This is a genomic window from Clostridium sp. 1001275B_160808_H3 (assembly GCF_015550425.1).
In the GTDB taxonomy this organism is placed as follows: domain Bacteria; phylum Bacillota; class Clostridia; order Clostridiales; family Clostridiaceae; genus Clostridium.
The window spans coordinates 57,101-78,531 of sequence record NZ_JADNAT010000010.1 but is presented as its reverse complement, the minus strand read 5'-3'; the positions used below and the strand labels follow the sequence as shown (position 1 = coordinate 78,531).

The window sequence follows — 21,431 nt, the reverse complement described above, 5'->3', positions numbered from 1 at the left end:
ATATGAGGTAGGAGGTGTTTTTATATGGCACATAAAAACAATAAAAATTCTAAAAAAAATAAAAAAGCAGGGCAAAAAACTAAAACAGAACTAAAAAAAATGAAGATGGAAACTGCTGATGAAGTTGGATATTCTAAGGAATCTAGAAAGCTTGGTAAAAATAAACCAAGATCTGAAGAGAAGAATTAATAACTATAAAAAATAAAAGGATGTAATCCTTTTATTTTTTATAGCAATTTACTCAAAAAGATGTAATAATATTATTATGATTATAAGTTATATAGGGGGATTATAAATGAGTAATTATAATGTAGGTATAAAAATAGATTACCCAATAGAAAGAGTATTTAAAGTTTTTATTGATTTAAATAAAAAAGAAATGCCAAAGTTTAATGATAAAAATCCAACAGAAGTAAGTTATAAAAAGGTAATAAAACAAGTAGGAAAACAAAAAATTGAAATGGAAACTCGTATAACTGGATATGAAAAAAATAAGCTATATGAGGTAACAAATTCAATAAGCAATGATAAATATATTTCAAAATATGAATTTAAAGAAATAGATTCAAATTCTACAGAGATATTATTAAGTGAAACACAAGAAATGATGGGATTTACATCATCATTAACGTTATTATTTCAAAAATTTAATGCAAAGAAAAAATTAAAAGCTAAGATGCAAGGAATAAAGGCAGTATTAGAACAAGAATTAGAAAGAAGAGATGGAGGAAATAATAGTTCTAAAAGCGAAATAGAATAAAAATTAACCATCTAATAAATAATTGGTTATAAAAATAGCGTTCTTTATATAGAAATTGAATATGTTATAATAAGCAAAGAGCACCTGATAAGAATAAATGTATCTTATTAGGTGCTCTTTGTTTAAAAATATTTAAATTAACTAGTAAATTATAGTTTTAAGACGAATTTTTTTATTTATTTAATGCTTTTACTAGCTTATAATCTTTGTAAAAAGGCTTTTTGTCAACATACCATTTATATGACATTTCTAATCCTTCTTTTAAATATATAACTGGTAAATGAAATCCATTTTCCCTAAGGTCCATTATATTTAAATTAAAGTTAGTGCTTCTAAAAGGGAAGTAACTTCTAACTTCTGAATTAGATAAAGGAACTTTTTTGATTTTGGCATCTTTATTTAAAATAGATGCACAAGATTTAATCACTTCATCCCAAGAATATAAATCAGGGCTAGTTAAATTATATGCTCTATTATCGTTATCATTATATATTGCACATTCAAATGCTTTAACTAAATCTTGGATGTGGATAAATTGAACCTTAACATCATCTTCCGGAACTAATATAACCTCATCATTTTTTATTTTATCAAAGAAAAAACATTCTCTATATAAGTTATTTCCTTCACCATAAATATAAGTAGGTCTAAATATTGTTGCATGTAATCCATTATTTTTTATTAATTCATTTATATAATATTCAGCTTGTAATTTATTATATCCATAACTACCCCAAGTAGAATTTTCTCCTTTATTAGCATCTTCTTTAATATTTTCAGCACTTGGGATATATACTGCTGCAGATGAGCAGAAAATATATCTTTTTAAAGAAGAGGGATTAATATATGAAAATAGAATTTCAACATCATCCTTTGAGTAAGCAGATATATCAAATATTACATCATATTTTTTATTATTTAAAGCATTTTTTAAAGCTTCCTTATTTCTTCTATCACAGATAATATGATTTTTGTATCCTGAATAATTTATTTTTCTTAGACCTCTAGTTAAAATATCAATATCGTAGCCACGACTAATTAAATAGGTTGCAAGAGATTCTGAAACAAATTCACTTCCACCTAATAATAAAATTTTAATCATTTTTTCCTCCTTTAATAACATAACAAAACCCCTCTCATTAACATAGTATATACATAATTTTCATAGTATAAACAAATTTAAGTAATTAATATATAAGAAGTAAAATACTTCAATATGTACTAATATATGATTGAAGATTTTGAAATATTAAGAGTGATTAAAATGCCCAGTTTCCTGAAGTAAATATTTTAACTTTAGTGTTATCAGAAGTATATCCTGTTATGTCTAAATCATCTGTTCCAATCATAAAATCAACATGAATTATTGAATCATTTGCACCTTTAGCAGCAAGTTCATCATTGCTTAAATTTTCTCCATTAATTATACAAGTTGGATAAGCTTTACCAAAAGCTAGATGGCAAGCTGCATTTTCATCAAATAATGTGTTATAAAAAATTAGGTTAGAATTTGAAATAGGTGAATCAAAAGGAACTAATGCTACTTCTCCTAAATAACTAGCTCCTTCATCACTAGCTAATAATTCTTTTAATGATTCATACCCTTCTTCAGCGGTAAAATCAATAACTTTTCCATCTTTAAATGTTAGGGAGAAATTATTGATTAGGTTTCCTCCATAGCTTAAAGGTTTTGATGAAGTAACAGTTCCGTTAATTCCATGTTTTTTAGGAAGAGTAAAAACTTCTTCAGTTGGCATATTAGCATTAAATTCTATTCCAGAATTACATTTTTCTGAGCCACCAAGCCAAATATGATCTTCAGGTAGTTCTATAGTTAAATCAGTACCTTTAGAATTTTTATAATGGAGTTTCTGAAGCTTAGTGGAATTTAAAAATTCTAATTTTTTATCTATATTGTTGTTATGTTCTTCCCAAGCTTTAATTGGATCATCGTTATTTAATCTAACTACATCAAATATTACATCCCATAGTTTTGATACAGCTTCTTCAGAAGTAGAGTCCTTAAAGATTTTTAATGCCCATGCTTCAGTTGGAACAGATACAACAGTCCAACGTATCTTGTTTGACATTGAATAATCATAGTATTCTTTTAAAGCCAATTGACGATGCTTTTGGAATGTTGATATTTTTTCCATAGGAATATCTTTATAAGCATCAGGGTCTGAAGCTGAAATTGAAATTACAGCACATCCTTCTCTAGCATATGAGTTATATGATTCAGCTACCCAATTTGGTACTTCTTTTAATGTATTCATTGATGCATATTCAAGTTTAAGTCTTTGTAATTTTTGATCTCCATAATGAACAACAACTTCTTTGGCACCTTCTTTGTAAGCAACTTCTGCAATAGCTCTTGCAAAATCTATGCATTCTACTGGTGAACTAACAAGCAAAACTTGATCTTTTTGCAAATTAACACCTTTTTTCACAGCAAGTGTTGCATACTTTAATAACATATTTTTCATATCCATGAAATCACCTCAAATTATAATTTATATTATTTATTTTTACATAATATTGTAAAATAGTCTAGTTAAAAATATAGAAGTATAAATCCACTTGTGTATAGTAGGAATTATTAATATAATAGAAATGCTTAGTAATTAAGGAATACAACATAAAACTGAAGATATTATGAGGTGATAAAATTGTTTAATTTATTAGATACATTAGTTGATAAAAATAGAAAATATGGTAAGGATGGCAAACTTGCATCATATATTCCAGCGCTGCTAGAAGCAAATCCTGATGATTTAGGAATATGTATAGTTGATTTAAATGGAAAAGAATATTATTCAGGAGAATGTGATAAGAAATTTACTATTCAAAGCATATCAAAAGTTGTTACATTAATTTTAGCTCTTAAAGATAACGGAAGATATAATGTCTTTAAAAAAGTTAATGTAGAGCCAACTGGAATGGGATTTAATTCAATAGTAAACCTTGAGGTTAGAGATACAGGAAGACCTTATAATCCAATGATAAATGCTGGAGCTATAGTTACAACATCATTAATAGATGGAAAAGATGTCGATGAAAAGTTTCAAAAAATTTTAGATTTTATAAGACTTGTTACAAATAATGAAAGTATATCAGTAAATGAAAGAGTATATTTATCAGAAAAGGAGACAGGAAATAGGAATAGAGCTTTGGCATATTTTATGAAGAGTAGTGGTATTTTAGATGGTGACGTAGAAGAAATACTAGATTTGTACTTTAAGCAATGTTCAATAGAAGTATCTGCAAGGGATTTAGCTAGGTTTGGGTCAGTACTTGCTAATGATGGAGTTACTCCTTGGAATAATGAAAGAGTAATGTCAAGAGAGGTATGTAGAATAGTAAAAACTATTATGGTTACTTGTGGAATGTATGATGCATCTGGTGAGTTTGCAGTTCATGTTGGAATCCCAGCAAAATCAGGGGTTGGCGGAGGAATCCTTGCTACCGTTCCAAGAAAATATGGAATAGGTATCTATGGACCATCATTAGATGAAAAAGGAAATAGCATATCAGGATTACATGTGATTAAAGAGTTATCAGAAGAATTGGATTTAAGTATTTTTTAATATTTTAAATGAATTAATAAGTATTGATTTGGGAAATTTTATAATGTAAGGAATTTTAAAATATGATGTAAAAGGAATATACATATTATAAAGTTATTTTAAAAAGTAGATTTCTATTTGAAATAGATATATTAATTAAAATGTAATGATTTGTTATTATAAAAATAGTATAATTTATAATAAACATAAGTTTAAGGAGTAAACGCCTTAATTTGGAGGAAGATATGGAAAGATTATTGATATTAGATTCTAACTCACTTCTTAACAGAGCATTTTATGCTATTCCAGAGTTAACAACTAGTGATGGAATTCATACAAATGCAGTTTATGGGTTTACAAATATGTTATTTAAAATGAAGGAAGAGTTAAAACCAGATTATATAGTTGCAGCTTTTGATAAAAAGGGCCCAACTTTTAGACATAAAGAATATGAAGACTACAAGGCAGGTAGAAAGAAAATGCCACCTGAACTTGCAGAGCAATTTCCTATAGTAAAAGATCTTTTAGGTTTATTAGCCATAAGTAAATATGAAATCGATGGATTTGAAGCTGATGATATAATAGGTTCTTTAGCAAAATATGCAGAAAAAAATAATATTGAAGTCTTTGTAGTTACAGGAGATAGGGATGCACTACAGTTAGCATCAGATAATATAAATGTTGTTATAACAAAAAAAGGTGTCACAGAAACAGCAGTGTACGATCATAAAACATTTGTTGAGGAATTTGGAGTAACACCAACTCAGTTTATAGATGTAAAAGGTCTTATGGGAGATAAGTCAGATAATATACCAGGAGTTCCTGGAGTAGGAGAAAAAACAGCTTATAAATTAATTCAAACTTATGGTTCTGTAGAAGAAGTATTAAATAATATAGATAATATTAGTGGGAAAAAGTTAAAAGAAAATTTAGAAAATTATAGAGAACAAGCTATATTCAGTAAAAAGCTAGCAACAATAATAACTGAAGTACCTATTGAATTTGATTTAGATGAGATAAAAAGTCAAGAATCATATGATAAGGAAGGCTTAAGAAAGTTGTTCTTTAAGCTTCAAATGAAGTCGATGTTTGATAAACTTCCTGAGTCAGATAAAGATTTAGAAGTAACTGAAGAAACTATAAATTTAATTACTATCGATAATCCAGAAGATTTTCTTAGTTTATCAAAATCATTAGATAAGATATGCTATATAACATATGATGTAATAAATAGTACAAAATATTCAGAAATAGAGCTGAATAAAATGTATCTATCTAATGAAGACAAAGTGTACTTAATAAATTTTAAGGATATCTATAATACTAATAAAAATGAAGCTAATTTAGCTTTAAAAACAATCATGGAAAATGAAGAATTAAATAAAATAATTCATGATGGTAAATCGCTAGTTACAGTATTGAATAAGCTAAATATATCCATAAATAGATTTGAATTTGATACTGCTATAGCAGCTTATTTAATAGATTCAGCTAGATCATCATATGATTTATTAACATTAATAAATGAATACCTATGTGAAGATGTTACAGGTGAAGCCGAAATCTTAGAAGGAAAGATAAACTTTAAACTAAGAGATATATATGAATTGTTAAAGGGGAAAATACAGGAAGAGAAGATGGAAGAACTTTATTATGAAGTTGAGCATCCATTAATATTTGTTCTTTCTTCTATGGAATCTTTAGGATTTAATATAAATAAAAATATGCTAGATGATTTGGCAATAAAGTTTAAAGAAGAGATTACTAGAACAGAAAAGGAAATTTTTGACTTAGCAGAAGAGGAATTTAATATAAACTCACCAAAGCAATTAGGAAAAATACTTTTTGAAAAATTAGATTTACCTGTAATTAAGAAAACAAAAACAGGTTATTCAACTAATGCTGAGGTATTAGAAAAGCTTCAAGACAAACATGATATAATACCAAAGATAACTTACTATAGACAAATAACAAAGCTTAATTCTACTTATGTGGAAGGATTAAAAAATGTTATAGATAGTGATGGACATATACATTCAAGTTTTAATCAAACAGTAACTACTACAGGTAGATTATCAAGTACAGAGCCTAACCTTCAAAATATCCCTATAAAATATGAAATGGGGAGAGAAATAAGGAAAGTATTTATACCTGATGAAGAAGGTGATATTCTATTATCTTGTGACTATTCACAAATAGAATTAAGAGTTCTTGCTCATATGTCAAATGATGAAAATATGATAGATGCATTTAAGCATCATAGTGATATACATACAAAAACTGCATCTGAAGTATTTAAAGTGCCAGTAGAAGAAGTTACATCATTAATGAGAAGTAGAGCTAAAGCCGTAAATTTTGGAATAGTTTATGGAATAAGTGATTTTAGTCTTTCACAGGATTTACACATAACTAAAAAAGAAGCTTCTGAATATATGGAGATTTATTTTGATAGATATCCTAATATTAAGGGATATTTAGATAGTGTAATACAAGAAGCAAAAGAAAATGGATATGTTTTAACTATTTTAAATAGAAGAAGGTTTATACCAGAAATTAAATCATCTAATAGAATAGTAAAAGCTTTAGGTGAAAGATTGGCAATGAATGCTCCTATTCAAGGAAGTGCAGCTGATATAATTAAGCTAGCGATGGTTAATGTTTATAATAAATTAAAGGAAAAAGAACTGAAAAGTAAAATGATTTTACAAGTACATGATGAGCTTATATTAAATGTTAAAGAAAATGAACTTGAAGATGTAAAACAAATAGTTAAAGATGAAATGGAAAAAGTTTTAGATATGAAGGTACCTCTTGAGGTAGATATTAATATAGGTAAAACATGGTATGAGGCTAAATAAGGGGGCATAACTGAAAATGATTAAAATAGGGTTAACAGGAGGAATTGGTTCTGGTAAAAGCACTGTATCAAAAATGCTTACTGAAAAAGGATTTAAAATAATAGATGCAGATACAATATCTAGAGATGTCCTTATTAAATACCCTGAAATTCTAGATAAAATAAAAATAGAATTTGGATCAGGTTTTTTCGATTGGAGAGGGGAATTTAGAAGAAGGGAATTTGGAAATCATATATTTAGATTTCCAAAACAGAGAAAAAAATACGAAGAAATAATTATTCCATATATAAAAGATGAAATTTTTTCAGAGATAGATAAATATGAAAAAAGCGGAGAATCAATGGTGATACTAGATGCTCCAACTTTAATAGAAAATAATCTTCATGATTATATGGACTATATTATTGTAGTATGGGTAGATAATAATACTCAGATAATGAGATTAAAAAATAGAGATAGATTATCTAGAGATGAAGCTGTAAATAGGTTAAATGCACAAATATCTCTAGATAAGAAAAAAGATTATGCACACATTATTATTGATAATAATGGTGACTTATTAAAAACTAAAAATCAAGTTGATAAGGTAGTGGATTTTTTAAAGGTAATTAAATAAGTAAGGAGAAGGTAATGAAGTTTAAACGTATATTAACTATTCTAATTACAGTATTTATTGCTTATATTGGAATAACATTAGTGATGAAGAACTATGTGTTTCCTTACAAATATGCTGATTATGTAAATAAGTATAGTGAGGAATATGAAGTAGATCCGTATCTTGTATTAGCAGTTATTAAGACAGAAAGTAATTTTAATAAGGAAGCTGTTTCAAAAAGAGATGCCAAGGGATTAATGCAAATTATGGATGCAACAGGAGAATGGGCGGCTAAAGAAATTGGGATAAATTATTTTATGCCATCTATGCTTTTTGATCCAGAATTAAATATAAAAATGGGTTGTTGGTATTTAAAAAACTTAGAAAATGAATTTGATGAAAATTTGGATTTGATATTAGCAGCTTATAACGGAGGAAGTGGAAACGTAAATAAGTGGCTAAATGATGAAGAATATTCATTAGATGGTGAAAATTTAGATTATATACCATTCCCGGAAACAAAAAAATATGTAGATAAAGTTAAAGCAAATTATAATATATATAAATATCTTCATGAAAAATAAAAATTGAGCCTATTTAATAAAGAGTTTCTTAATTAAATGGGCCCAATTTTTATTTTTTTATTCATATTTTATATAGTAAATATGAAATAAAGTGTGCTTTTTACCGAAATTAAGTATAATTAATATAATAAATAAATTAAATGCTATAAAAAAGAATGATTTGTTTATATATTTGATAAAGATGCAGAGGTTAAGATTGTACTACTTGAGAAAATAGAACAATTAGCGTTTTTGAAAAGATTCAATAATGAAGATTATCGATTTCCTCTATTTAAAAAACCTGTTGGAATTGTAGGTCATGGAGGAGGGACAAAAGAGCTAATGGAATACTATAGAGAGCCTGTATTGGATGTTTTTTGGAATGCTTTATCTTATCCTGTAGAAATGAATGTCATTAGTTTAAATGATAAGGAGAAAAATGGAATAATAATTCCATTTAAGAATGTTAGAAAGGCTGAAGAATCAATTTTTCCAATTCAAGAATACAATTTTCTTGATATAGAGAGACGGTTAAATCCTTTAATAAATAATGTTGTTGAAAAAATTATTAGTGATTAAAAGATATTAAAATAGTGAAAAAGTTTAGAAGGGGTGCTTCTTAAAATTTAATTTGTGCGAAACACCTTTTTATTAAAAATCAATAAGGATTTTTCTGAACTCTTTCACTATTTAATTTTCTAATTAAATATAGCTGTTATCCATTCATTAGTTTGATGTTTTGTTTCAAGTTTAAATCCATGACTTTCTACTATAGCTTTTACTTTATCAAAACTCCATTCCACAAGTCCAGATACAAGAAGCTTACCGTTATTTAATAAATGTTCTTTTATAAAATCCATAAATAACTCAGTTTCTTCTCCACCTATATTTATATAAATCCAATCATACTTATCATGTATATTGACTTCTTCATTTAATGCATTGCCAACTAAAACTTCAATGTTATATAATCCATTTAATGAAGCATTTAATTCAACTTCTTCTCTCACATCTCGTATATCTAAAGCAGTAACTTTTGACGCACCGATGATAGCGGATGCAACTGATAAAATTCCTGATCCTGTACCTATATCTAGAACTGATTTATTATGTAAATCAATTTTAGTTAGAATAATATCTAAAAGATCTCTTGTTGTTTCATGTAAACCTGTACCAAATGCACCTTGGGATATAAAGGATATTTTATGTATGTTTTTATCACTTATAACTTCATCAGGGGAAGCTAAAACCCAATTATCATTTATATGTACCGTAGGAAAGTTATAATTTTCGTAATCATAATTTACTTCTTCAATATTTATGCAATCTGCTTCTAAAATAGAAGAAACAGTATCTTTAAATGAAGATAAGTTATCTTTATCTAGCTCATAAGCAACTTTAAGATCGATAGTAGAAACTGATTTTTCTAGATAACCATATCCATACTCATCAGTTGTAATTTCTAAAGGACTTTCATAAAATACATTGAAGATATCGTTAATTTGTAATTTTTCAATTTTCTCATCTAGCTCTTCATATTTAATAATATATGTTAATATAAACATGGCTTAATCCCCCAAATCTAATTCATTATAACATTATTGAGTATAGATAGATTTTTACTTAAAGTCAAGGAATCTATTGGAATTATAAGCGTTTATTAAAACAAATTTGTATATAAATTAATTCAAAAAATGAATTCGATAATATATTGAGATATTATTTATTTTTCTTTTTGAATTTAATTGAATTACTTGCTTTTTTTGATTTATTTTTATGATTTTTTTTACTATTTGATTTTAAACTGTTTTTAGGAATATTATTTTTACTTGAAAAATTACTTTTAGATTTTTCTTCTATTTTAGTATTATTATTTATTTTAGTATCTTTCTTCTTTTTATTATCATTAATTTTTTTTGAAACAGAGAAGCCAAAAGAACCAATAGAATTTTGAGGAAGTTTAAAGTATTCTCCATGACAATACGAAATTAAATCACCTTTTTCAAAATGAATTTTTCCTTTTTCATCTATCAAAGTACTATTTATATGAGAACCTACTACTTCTGCAATAAACATGTCATGCGTGCCTAATTTTATAATATCTTTTACTTTACATTCTATAGTAACAGGGCATTCGTCTATATAGGCAACATTAACATTTGTTCCTTCTTTCATGGTAAATCCCATATCGTTAATTTTATCGAATTTTCTACCAGGCTTAACTCCACAGTAATCTACTGCTTTAACCATTTCAGAAGAAGGCATATTAACAATGAATTCCATAGTTTCACATATGTATTCATAAGAAAGTCTTTCAGGTCTAATAGAAATAGAAAGCATTGGAGGCTTTGTGCAGATTGTTCCAGTCCAACCAACTGTAAAAACATTATCTTTTCCAGATTTATTCCTAGATGTAATTAAAACTACAGGGACAGGGTTTAAAACCACGCTTCCTTTAAAATCAACTTTATTCAAAATAGAATCTCCCCTTTAAAATATTTTCTTTAGGATTATAGCATATATTTATTCTAATTTATATAAATAAGATTTAAAATTAGAAAAAGGTAGATTTAATTAAATCTACCTTTTTTTAATAATATCTTCTTCTTCTTCTTTTTTTCATATTAATTATTCTTACTATAAATAATACTAAAACTAATATAATAACAATAATCAGTAATGATAATAAATATAGAGGTAAATTAGATTTAATAAGTTCAAAAGATGAAAGTTTAACTGTTCCTAAGACATCTTCAGTATGTCCTGGAGTAGAAAATGTTAGCTTAATTTCTTCATTACCACTTAATTTCCAAGCATCTGTTACATCTCCCTCATAAGAAAGTGTAGCATTTTTATCATTAAAATCATTCTTGTAGTATTCAACATTTTGATTAATAACTATAGGTGCTGTTATTTGCTTTTCAGGGCCAAAGAATCTGAATGCTTTATAAGTTAAATCTACAGTACCAATTTCATCACCAGCATTTTTATATATTTCTTTTTGTGCTGAGTAACTATAGTTAGCTAATTTTTCTGTATCCTCAAATACATTAAGACCTGTTGCACCGTATTCAGATTTTAGAACTACAGTAACTAAATCTCTGCCATCTCTTTCATAAAAACCTACAAAGCAATGTCCAGCTTGTTCTTCAGTTCCAGTTTTACCACCTATATTACCATTTTTGCCAAGTAACTTGTTTCTAGACTCAATTATTACAGGAGTACCTGAAAGACTAACACTAATTTCACCGCTTTTAGGAGCCATAGTTTCTCTAACCCAATCGTTTTTAAAAGCTGCAATTCCTATTTGAGCTAAGTCATATGCTGTAGTTTGATTTATTTCAGTATTGCTAGGATTTAAAGGGTCAATTTCTAAACCTGATGGATTAACGAAATGAGTATTTTTAAGCCCTAATTCTACTGCTTTATCGTTCATCATATTTACAAAGTTATCTACAGTTCCACCAACTGATTCTGCCATTAAGTAAGCAGTATCATTTGCTGAAAATATCATTACAGCTTTCATAGTATCTTCTGCTGAAATTTTATCTCCAGCATTTATTGATTTGTAGTTATTAAGTGATGTTTCAGTTACTTTAACTACAGTATCACTAAAAGTTAATGTTTCAGCCTTTGACTTGTTCTCAGCAAAAAGTAAAGCAGTCATAAGTTTAGTAGTACTTGCAGGTGATAATTTTAAGTCAGCATTTTTTGAGTAAATAACTTCACCTGTGTTAATGTCCATTGTTATAGCAGCTTCTCCAATAATTTCTGGAGTTTGAATATTTGTCTCTTGTGCACTAACTTTATTAGCAAAAGGAGCTAATAACGAAATAGAAAGAGCAACTGCCAGCGACTTTAGTAAATTTTTCTTTTTCAATTTCATCTCCCCATTTCTAAAGATTTTAATATATATATAAGTTGTAATAAATTATATAGTTAACCAATATAAATAACCGAATTATATAAATTACAATAATTTGGAAAAGTATGTATTTTAGTAACTTATATAAAAAATTAAACATATATGACTTTTCATAAAAATATTCACTTAAAACATATGTAATTATTCTTAAATAGGTTTATTGACTATTTAATATTGTACTACAAATAAGTATGTATATTAACAACTAAACATATATTGCTTTAATTTTATATTTTGAAACTATTTGATTTAAACACAAATTAAAGTATAACATCTACTTTCCATAATAACAACATATAGAATAATTGTTAAGTGGTTTAATTTACATGTAATATAAATTTAATAATTGTACAAAATAGAAATATAAGAAAGAGGTGGTTAATATCAAAAAGTTTAGTAAGTTTATTAGTTTTATTGCACTTTTTATATTTCTTAACAATATAAATTATATCCCAGTTTCTGCATTGTATACAGAAAATCACCTGAAAACTGTATATTTAACTTTTGATGATGGACCATCTGTAAATGTAACTAAGGAGTTAATTAATATCTTAAACAATAATGGCATAAAAGCAACTTTTTTTGTTGTCGGAGATTATGCTAATATATATCCTTACATGATAAAATCACTAAATGAAAATGGAATGTGCATAATGCCTCATTGTAATATTCATGACTATGTATCTGTATATAAAAGTGAAGAAAATTATTTTAAAGATTTAGATAAATGTAGGGATACTATTGAAAGTATATTAGGAAAGAGAAACTTAAATTTTATAAGATTACCAGGTGGTTCTAATAATACAGTTTGTGATTCTAATGTATTAAGTAAAATAAAAAATAGAATAGTAAGAAATGGTGATTATTATATAGATTGGACAATTGCTGCAGGAGATAGTGAAGCAAAAGATTTATCATCAGAATTTATTAATTCAAGGATAAAAGATGAAGGTGGATTATATGATGTTGAAGTAGTTCTTATGCATGATTTAGGTGATAAGTATGCAACTGTAGGTTCACTTCAAGAAATAATTAATTTTTATAAAGAAAAAGGTTATAAGTTTAAAACATTAAATGAAATTGAAAACTGGGAAATTCAATATTTAAAAGATATAAATGTATTGAATAAATAATAAAAAACAAGGCAAGCTATTGTGTAGTAGCTTGCCTCAAATTTATTTCTTATTATCTAATTTTTTTATCATAACTTCTTTTGCTTTTAGTTCAAGAGAATCATCTATCTTCTCAAGGGTTATATTGTCATATTTTTTACTTAAAGCTATATTTAAAAATCTATCTGCTAACTCAGGATTTTTAGATAATAATGATCCATGAAAATAGCTACAAAATGTATTTTTATATATACAGCCCTCATTCCCATCTTCACCGTTATTTCCGTAACCATGAACACACTTTCCTAGTGGTTTTAATCCATTAGTATAAGTTCTACCAGAATGATTTTCAAAACCTACATACGTTTCATTAAAATCTTCATTATATATAACTGTGTTGCCTATAAATCTAGTATCTCCACCTTCAGTATATATATCAAGAATTCCTAATCCCTCGATTTTTTCACCATTTGGAGCCATATAATATTTTCCTAGCAATTGATAACCACCACAAATTGCAATAACTACTTTTTCATCTTCAATATATTTTTGTAAGCTAGGTTTTTTTATAGTTTTTAAATCATTAGAAACTATTGATTGCTCAAAATCTTGACCGCCACCAAAAAATAGAATATCTGTATTTTCTGAATCAAATTCATCATTTAATGATGTATTAATTATATTAACCTTTATTCCTCTTTGTTCAGCTCTATGTTTAAGTATTAGAATATTACCAACATCTCCATAAACATTAAGTAAATCAGGATAAAGATGACAAATATTTAATTCCATTTATAGACCTCCTTATTTACCAAAGTTTTTTAATGTAACCTTTTGAATGAAGATATTTTCTAAAGTTAATCATAGCAGTATAAGTAGCAAGAATATAAATTTTATCATTTTTACTATTTTTAATCTTTTCTGTTAACTCTTCGAAGGTTTCTTCAATTATAAAGTTATCTTTATTTAATCCTGCAACATTAAGCCTAACAGCCATATCATAGCATCTAATACCAGAGACAAATATTTCATTAATATTAAGATCATGAAGTTTTTCAAAGTCAACATCCCATATCCAAGAAACATCAGTACCATCAGCATAGTTATCATTTAAAAGAAATGCGGCAGCAAAAGGATCTTTATTTAAACAAAGTGTATCTAAAGCTTGATTATATCCAGCAGGATTTTTAACTAAAATAATTTTTACATCCTTACCTTCAATGTTTAATGCTTCTTGTCTTCCAAAACTAGAATCTTGGTTTTGCAATGATTTTTTTATTGAATTATCATTTATTCCAAGTTCTTTAGTTACAGCATAAGCACAAAGACCATTATAAATGTTATAAGCACCTGACTGGCTTATAGTAACTTCTAAATCATTAAGTTTCACAGTTGAACTATCTGGTGTTAATTCTAAGACTTCATTTACTGCATATTCTAAAGGAGCTCTTTTAAATCCACAGCCTGTACAGTAGAAGTCACCTAAATGATTATATGTAATATGATTATATTCATAAGGAGACTTACAGAATTTGCAGAACTTAGCATCGGCATTTATTTCTATATCTTTATTATCTCCTATGCTTGCGTTAAAACCATAAAATACAGTTTTATTTGGAAGATCTAATTTACCTAGGAGAGATTCATCTCCATTTAAGACTAAAGTAGTATTAGGAGAAAGATGTATTCCTTCTAATATCTTTGATAGAGTAGTGTAAACTTCACCATATCTATCTAGCTGATCTCTAAAAAGGTTTGTTACAGTTATTATTTCTGGATTAATATATTTAGTTATATATTTTAAGTTAGCTTCATCAACTTCTATAACTGCATAAGAATCCTCGATTTTATTAAAGAACTTGTAGTTATCAATGAAGGTTGTAACTATTCCAGGAAAAAGGTTTGCACCAGTATTATTAGTAATAACTTTCTTTCCGCTTTCTTTTATAATGTTATAAATCATGCTAGTTGTAGTAGTTTTACCATTAGTACCTGTGATTAAAACTACTTTGTAGCCTTTTGACACTTTTGAAAGTATATTTCTATCTATTTTTAAGGCCACTTTTCCAGGGAATGTTGTTCCCCCTTTTAGTATTGTTTTTGTTAGAAAAATTGTAATTTTTGAAGCTATAATGCTTATTATTGATTTAATACTAATCTTTTTCACCACCTTATAATACTTATCAAATATTATATACAATAATATTAATAGATAATCAAATAATAATAAATTTTGATTTTGACTATGAATAGTATATCATAACTTTATATACTTACAAATAAAGTTATGATAAGATTTTATTAATTATTGAAGTTTGATAGGTGATAAAAAAGAGAAAATATGATAAATGAAAGAATGGAGGAAGTGTTATGGACAATTTTGTTTTTAAGAATAAAGAAGGAATGGATATTAGTTGCTATAAATGGAGTGATAATTCAAGCAAGCCTAAAGCTGTTATTCAAATAGTTCATGGAATGTCAGAATGGGCTGGGAGATATGACTATTTTGCAAATAGACTTGTTAAAGAGGGATATGTAGTTTATGCTCATGATCATAGTGGGCATGGAAAAAGTGCAAAGAGCTTAAGTGAACTAGGTTTTATAAGTAAAGAAAATAGATTTTACTCAATGATTGATGATATAAAAATATTAAATGATATTATTAAAAATGAAAATAAAGAGATACCATTAATATTATTTGGCCATAGCATGGGATCTTTCTTAAGTCAAAGATATATACAAATGTATGGATATACTATTGATGCTCTTATTTTATCTGGAAGTAATGGGAAACCAAAGATATTTACTAAATTAGGATTAGCTGTTTCTAAAATGGAAATGTTGATTAAAGGAAATGATAAAAGAAGTCGCTTGATGGATAGGCTATCCTTTGGAGGGTTTAATAAAAGTGTAAAAAATCCAAGAACTAATTTTGATTGGCTTTGTTCGGATGAAAATGAAGTAGATAAGTATATAAATGATAAGTATTGTGGATTTATATATCCAACTCCTTTTTACTATGATTTAATAAACGGATTATGGGATATACATAAAAATGAAAATATAGAAAAAGTAAAGGATTTAGACATTCCCATTTATATTTTTGCAGGAGATAGAGATCCTGTTGGTTATTTTGGAAAAGGAATAATTAATCTTTATGAAGTATATAAAAATATAGGAGTAAAAGACATTAGTTATAAGTTATATAAAGATGGAAGGCACGAGATGCTAAATGAAGTAAATAAGGATGAAGTTATTAGTGATATAATAAAATGGATAGAGAAATAGAATATTAAAAATAAAATATCTACAAAAATTTCTAAAATTATTCACATATAAAAGGAAATGATGTAAAATTATGTAGTAATAATTACTAGTGAGGAGAAATAATGTGGATTATAATAATTTTAGAATGAAAATTTATTATATTGATATGAAAAAATTATTATCATATATATTAATAAGCTTAATTTTCTTTAGTATGCACCAGATTGCTTTAATGTATGATTTTATGGCTATAAATGATATTGTACAAATCTTTAAGATAATAATAGTTATGATTTTACTAATGTTTACAATACACTTAAAGAATTTAACTAAAAAAGATATATATGGGATACTGCAAATATTTCTTTTTACAATATGTATAGTTTTCATGGTGTTTTTAACTCCGGAAAATCAATTTCAAGGAATAAAAATATTTCTTACCAAGCTTGGATATAGTAAATGTGATGAATTTCAAATTATTAATACAGTAATGCTATATTATATAATAGCAAAATATAAAAATGTAACTGTAGTTGGTAAAAAAATTTACTTAGAATATATAGCATTATTTGGAATTATTTCATTTTTTAGTTTGACAAACAATGTTATAGATAAAAATTTTATATATTTATTATATATAATTTCAACCATAGTACTTTTAATAGGAACATATAGATATATTAATATAAATAATGAAAGCTTTAATAAAAAGATAGATTTACTAAAGTTAAATATAAATATTATGATGATATACTTTTTTATTAGGATTTTTGTTAAATATACAGACACCTATTTTCTTGTTGATATAGTTATGATGATAAAAATGTTAGTTTATACAGCGACTATCTTGTTTATTATAGTTAATATATCAAAGGAAAATTATAATTTTATGTTTAAAGAAACAGTTAATACAAATAAAAAATTAGAAGAGATAAATAAAGAAATAATACAAAGTAACTATAAACTAGAAGAAGCTTATAGAAAGTTAAAGGAGAGACAATTAGTATATAAGAGCTTTTTAGGTTGTTTACCTGATCCTATAGTAATAGTAAATAATAATCTTAGGATATCTTATTGTAATTCAAATTTTTTAAATCTAATAGAAAAAGAAAATTTAAGAGCAGTTGTAAATAGAAGAATAGATAACTATATAAATTTTGATGTTGATATAAGAAAAAAAGTGGTTGATATAAATAAAGGTTCCTATTCTACGACAATAGATAAAGATGATAAGAAAATAGAAGTTAGATTCTTTTCTTTAAATGGTGAAGAATCAGAATGTATATTATTATTGAAAGATTTAACTGAAGAAATAAAACTTGTATCTATGAAAGAAGAATTAGAGAGCATAAAAATGAAAGAAGAAATAAAAAGAAACTTTTTATCAAGTATTTCTCATGATTTAAAAATACCTATAAGCGTAATATATTCAGCAATACAATTAGAAAAAATATTAATTGAAAATAATGATATAGAAAAAATAAATTTTTATAATGAAGTAAGTAAGCAAAATTGTTTTATGCTTACTAAATTTACTAATAATCTTATAGATACAAGTAAAATAGATTCGGAAAATTTAGATGCTAATTTAGTTTTAGATAACATTGTAGAGTTTGTTGAGGATTATATAAATTCCCTTTTTGCACATATAAAGAGTAATGGAATAAATATTCTTTTTGATACTGATGAAGAAGAGATATATGTTTATTTCGACAAAGAGATGATGGAAAGAGTGATATTAAATTTAATATCAAACTCATTAAAATTTACTGATGAGGATGGAACTATATTTATAAATATAAAGAATTCAAAAGATGCAGTACTTATAGAGGTAGGAGATACTGGGATAGGTATGAGCAAAGAATTTATAAAAAAAGCCTTTAATAAATATGAGGTTGAGGACAGAATAAAAAATAATAACTCAACAGGTTTCGGAGTAGGTCTTTTTGTTGTATATAATTTAATTAAAGCTCAAAATGGAGATATAGAAATAATTAGTGATGTAGGTAAAGGAACTACTTTTATAATTAAGCTATATAAATGAAGGGTGATTGGAAGATAGATGTTAAGTGAAAAAAAATATAGACATAAAGGATTGATGTCTAATATATTTATACCTGTACTTGTAATGCTGATCATTATCAATAGGGTTTTCAAAATGTCAAATGAATATATATTTATAATTAGACTACTTTGTTTTGCTATATCCATACTAATATTTATATTAAGTGCCGTAAAAGTAAATAAGAAGGATTTAGGGCTGTTAAAATACATTGGAGTTGGTTATTTTTATATAGCTATATTAAGGTTTATAGATCTAGAGTATTTATGGCAAAAAGAAAAATTTGGACTTGCTATGTCTTTCATAGGATTTATTACATGTTTGGAGCTAATAAATATAATATCAAGCATAATTTTATATAAGAAAAGATATTCTCCCAAAATACAAAACTTGATTTTTATTATAGTTATACCTATCGTTTATATGATTTCATTAAGAGGATTCAATGGATTAATTTATTTAACTAATATATATAATCACTTTATTATAAATCAAATTATATTACTTATTTTATTTGGTGTTATATTACATCAATATAAGGAACTAGATAATTATAGGGAAAATAAATGGATTATATATACTAGTATCTTATTAATAATAAGTGATAGCTTTATTGTACTTATGCCATTATTAGATGCAAATTTAACTTCTTTTATATGGATTACAAAATTATTAGCGTATTTTTTAGTTTATGAGAAGTTTGAAGAAACTTTGTTATTTAATGCGTATTCAAGTGCTTATGAAAGTTTAAATAGAGTAAGAAAAATTGAGACTAATTTACATAAAAATTTAAAAAGAAGAGAAAAAGAATTAAAAGAATTAAACTTGCTTTTAGAAAAGAGTGAAAAAAGATATTACGATGTTGTCAAAGCTTTTTCAGATGGTTTGTTGCTTTTTGAAAATGATATAATGATTTACTCCAATAATTATAATGATGTGTATTATAATGTACCAATTGAAATAACACGTAATAAAAATAATTTAAAACTAAATTATTTATTAAATGAAATTATAGGTGTAGAATATCCTGATGATTATGAGATAAATGATTTTTCAGCAGAGGTAAGTATACAAGATGAATATGGAGAAATTAAAGATTTAGAAGTTAGCTTGGTTAAAATTTATGATAATAAAAAAATATTATTATTTAATGATGCAACTAAATTAGTAAAGCAAAGAGATGAGATTTTAAAACTTGAGAAGAAAATTAATGATGAAAATATTAAGGATGAATTTTATTCTAATATATCACATGAATTAAGAACTCCTATAAATGTTATTTACTCTGCACTTCAATTGAACGATATGTATTTAAAAAATTGTGAAGTGGAAAAAATCAATAGAAATAATAATATAATAAAACAAAATTGTTTAAGATTAATTAGAACTATTAATAATTTTATAGATAGTAATAAGCTTTCAGAAGGATTTTTAGAAATTGATAAAAGGATCTACAATATCGTAGATATAATAGAAAATGTAGTTTTGTCATGTAATTTTTATATGAATCTTAGAGAAACAAAGTTAACTTTTGATCCTCAATATGAAGAGATATATTTTTATTGTGATAAAAATTATATAGAGAGAATAATGTTGAATATTCTATCCAATTCCTTAAAATATGGTAAATATAAAGGTAATATATATGTCATGGTAAAAATAGAAAATAAAGAGAATATAGTTATAGAAGTTATAAATGATGCGGAAGCTATTCCTGAAGATAAGAGAAAGGTTATATTTGACAAGTTCACAAAAGTAAATACATCATTAAATAGACCTTCAGAAGGAAGTGGCTTAGGATTATTTTTAACTAAGGGACTAGTAGAATTACATAATGGAGAAATAACAATTAATGCAGGTATGAAATATGGTAATATATTTAAAATAACATTACCATATGATAATAATATTAAAGGAGAAATTGTATTACTAAATAATAATGTAGAGATAAATGAATTACAAGAAAAAATAGATATAGAGTTCTCAGATATATATTTTTAATTTCATAAATTAAAATACTAATGCATATATAATAATGAATATTATATAGAGGTGCATTAAATGAAGAATAAGGAAAAGAAACTTAATAAAATAAAACCTAGTAAAAAAGATATTAAAAAGCCTAAGAAAATAAAACATAAAAAAACTCATAAAAAACATAAAAGTTTAAATATATTTAAAGTAAATGGTGAATTTAAATTAATACCTTTAATAATTAATATACTAATACCAGTAGTATCTGGATTTATTGTAGGATATCTTAATAAAAATTCTATGACTACATATGAAACTTTAAAAAAGCCATTTTTTAATCCACCTGCTATTGTGTTTCCAATAGTATGGAGTATATTATATATATTAATGGGTATTGCTGCCTATAGAATATATATGAGAAACAAGCAAGGAATTGATGATAAAGGAGCATATTTTTTCTACCTAGTTCAACTTATATTTAATTTGATGTGGAGTTTTATATTTTTTACATTTAGATTATATGCAATTTCATTTTTCTGGATTATAATATTATTTGTTTTAGTAATAATAACATTTATAAAATTTATTAAAGTAGACAAGATAGCCGCAATTTTATTAACTCCATATATGTTATGGCTTGTATTTGCAGGAGTTTTAAATTATTTTATTTGGCTACTTAATGAAATGTAATTTAATATGTAGTATAATAGAAATAAGCCTTCTTCTGAAGGTTTATTTTATTTAGAAAG

Annotated in this window: 19 protein-coding genes; 12 read left to right on the top strand and 7 right to left on the bottom strand. The window is 25.6% G+C overall.

Annotation, left to right across the window (positions count from 1 at the left end; all coding sequences use genetic code 11):
- The first annotated feature begins 24 nt into the window (after positions 1-24).
- Positions 25-189, top strand: a complete 165-nt coding sequence (locus I2A75_RS09205; RefSeq protein WP_195264183.1) for a small, acid-soluble spore protein, alpha/beta type — start codon at positions 25-27, stop codon at positions 187-189.
- A gap of 106 nt (positions 190-295) precedes the next feature.
- The gene (locus I2A75_RS09200) at positions 296-760 is read left to right on the top strand and encodes a DUF3284 domain-containing protein (RefSeq protein WP_195264182.1); all 465 of its coding nucleotides are present in this window, start codon (positions 296-298) and stop codon (positions 758-760) included.
- Between the two features lie 172 nt (positions 761-932).
- Here I2A75_RS09200 and I2A75_RS09195 read toward each other — a convergent pair whose 3' ends face one another.
- A complete protein-coding gene (locus tag I2A75_RS09195) occupies positions 933-1,862 on the bottom strand; it encodes an NAD-dependent epimerase/dehydratase family protein (protein ID WP_195264181.1) in 930 nt (309 codons plus the stop codon).
- 157 nt (positions 1,863-2,019) lie between these two features.
- Positions 2,020-3,252 carry an aminopeptidase gene (locus I2A75_RS09190; protein ID WP_195264180.1) on the bottom strand — a complete coding sequence of 411 codons (1,233 nt, stop codon included), beginning with the start codon at positions 3,250-3,252 and terminating at the stop codon, positions 2,020-2,022.
- 177 nt (positions 3,253-3,429) lie between these two features.
- On the opposite strand from I2A75_RS09190, the gene glsA reads away from it, so the two are divergent.
- The 5 genes from glsA to I2A75_RS09165 all read left to right on the top strand — a co-directional run bounded on the left by glsA (position 3,430) and on the right by I2A75_RS09165 (position 8,921).
- Positions 3,430-4,347: a glutaminase A gene (gene glsA / locus I2A75_RS09185; RefSeq protein ID WP_195264179.1), complete on the top strand. Its 918-nt coding sequence runs from the start codon at positions 3,430-3,432 to the stop codon at positions 4,345-4,347.
- A gap of 224 nt (positions 4,348-4,571) precedes the next feature.
- The gene (gene polA / locus I2A75_RS09180; RefSeq protein ID WP_195264178.1) at positions 4,572-7,184 is read left to right on the top strand and encodes a DNA polymerase I; all 2,613 of its coding nucleotides are present in this window, start codon (positions 4,572-4,574) and stop codon (positions 7,182-7,184) included.
- A gap of 16 nt (positions 7,185-7,200) precedes the next feature.
- Positions 7,201-7,800: a dephospho-CoA kinase gene (coaE, locus tag I2A75_RS09175; RefSeq protein WP_195264177.1), complete on the top strand. Its 600-nt coding sequence runs from the start codon at positions 7,201-7,203 to the stop codon at positions 7,798-7,800.
- 14 nt (positions 7,801-7,814) lie between these two features.
- Positions 7,815-8,363: a lytic transglycosylase domain-containing protein gene (locus I2A75_RS09170; RefSeq protein WP_195264176.1), complete on the top strand. Its 549-nt coding sequence runs from the start codon at positions 7,815-7,817 to the stop codon at positions 8,361-8,363.
- A gap of 231 nt (positions 8,364-8,594) precedes the next feature.
- Positions 8,595-8,921 carry a hypothetical protein gene (locus tag I2A75_RS09165; RefSeq protein ID WP_195264175.1) on the top strand — a complete coding sequence of 109 codons (327 nt, stop codon included), beginning with the start codon at positions 8,595-8,597 and terminating at the stop codon, positions 8,919-8,921.
- A gap of 119 nt (positions 8,922-9,040) precedes the next feature.
- Here I2A75_RS09165 and I2A75_RS09160 read toward each other — a convergent pair whose 3' ends face one another.
- The 3 genes from I2A75_RS09160 to I2A75_RS09150 all read right to left on the bottom strand — a co-directional run bounded on the left by I2A75_RS09160 (position 9,041) and on the right by I2A75_RS09150 (position 12,228).
- Entirely contained in the window at positions 9,041-9,907 is an 867-nt protein-coding gene (locus tag I2A75_RS09160) for a 50S ribosomal protein L11 methyltransferase (protein WP_195264174.1), read from the bottom strand.
- A 154-nt stretch (positions 9,908-10,061) separates the two neighbouring features.
- A complete protein-coding gene (locus I2A75_RS09155) occupies positions 10,062-10,817 on the bottom strand; it encodes a flavin reductase family protein (RefSeq protein ID WP_195264173.1) in 756 nt (251 codons plus the stop codon).
- 115 nt (positions 10,818-10,932) lie between these two features.
- Positions 10,933-12,228: a serine hydrolase gene (locus I2A75_RS09150; RefSeq protein ID WP_243242122.1), complete on the bottom strand. Its 1,296-nt coding sequence runs from the start codon at positions 12,226-12,228 to the stop codon at positions 10,933-10,935.
- Between the two features lie 413 nt (positions 12,229-12,641).
- Between I2A75_RS09150 and I2A75_RS09145 the strand changes: the two genes are divergently transcribed.
- Entirely contained in the window at positions 12,642-13,400 is a 759-nt protein-coding gene (locus I2A75_RS09145; RefSeq protein ID WP_195264171.1) for a polysaccharide deacetylase family protein, read from the top strand.
- 42 nt (positions 13,401-13,442) lie between these two features.
- Here the strand turns inward: I2A75_RS09145 and I2A75_RS09140 are convergent, their stop codons facing one another.
- Positions 13,443-14,171, bottom strand: coding sequence for a type 1 glutamine amidotransferase (locus tag I2A75_RS09140; RefSeq protein WP_195264170.1), 729 nt, complete (start codon positions 14,169-14,171; stop codon positions 13,443-13,445).
- A gap of 16 nt (positions 14,172-14,187) precedes the next feature.
- Complete coding sequence (locus I2A75_RS09135; protein ID WP_195264169.1) at positions 14,188-15,546, bottom strand: Mur ligase family protein; 1,359 nt, start codon at positions 15,544-15,546, stop codon at positions 14,188-14,190.
- Positions 15,547-15,749: 203 nt separating this feature from the next.
- On the opposite strand from I2A75_RS09135, the gene I2A75_RS09130 reads away from it, so the two are divergent.
- The 4 genes from I2A75_RS09130 (at position 15,750) to I2A75_RS09115 (ending at position 21,372) form a co-directional block, all read left to right on the top strand.
- A complete protein-coding gene (locus I2A75_RS09130; RefSeq protein WP_195264168.1) occupies positions 15,750-16,667 on the top strand; it encodes an alpha/beta hydrolase in 918 nt (305 codons plus the stop codon).
- 103 nt (positions 16,668-16,770) lie between these two features.
- Positions 16,771-18,690 carry a HAMP domain-containing sensor histidine kinase gene (locus I2A75_RS18185; RefSeq protein ID WP_195264167.1) on the top strand — a complete coding sequence of 640 codons (1,920 nt, stop codon included), beginning with the start codon at positions 16,771-16,773 and terminating at the stop codon, positions 18,688-18,690.
- 114 nt (positions 18,691-18,804) lie between these two features.
- Positions 18,805-20,709: a HAMP domain-containing sensor histidine kinase gene (locus I2A75_RS09120; protein ID WP_243242121.1), complete on the top strand. Its 1,905-nt coding sequence runs from the start codon at positions 18,805-18,807 to the stop codon at positions 20,707-20,709.
- A gap of 60 nt (positions 20,710-20,769) precedes the next feature.
- Positions 20,770-21,372 carry a TspO/MBR family protein gene (locus tag I2A75_RS09115; protein WP_207733793.1) on the top strand — a complete coding sequence of 201 codons (603 nt, stop codon included), beginning with the start codon at positions 20,770-20,772 and terminating at the stop codon, positions 21,370-21,372.
- Positions 21,373-21,431 lie beyond the last annotated feature (59 nt).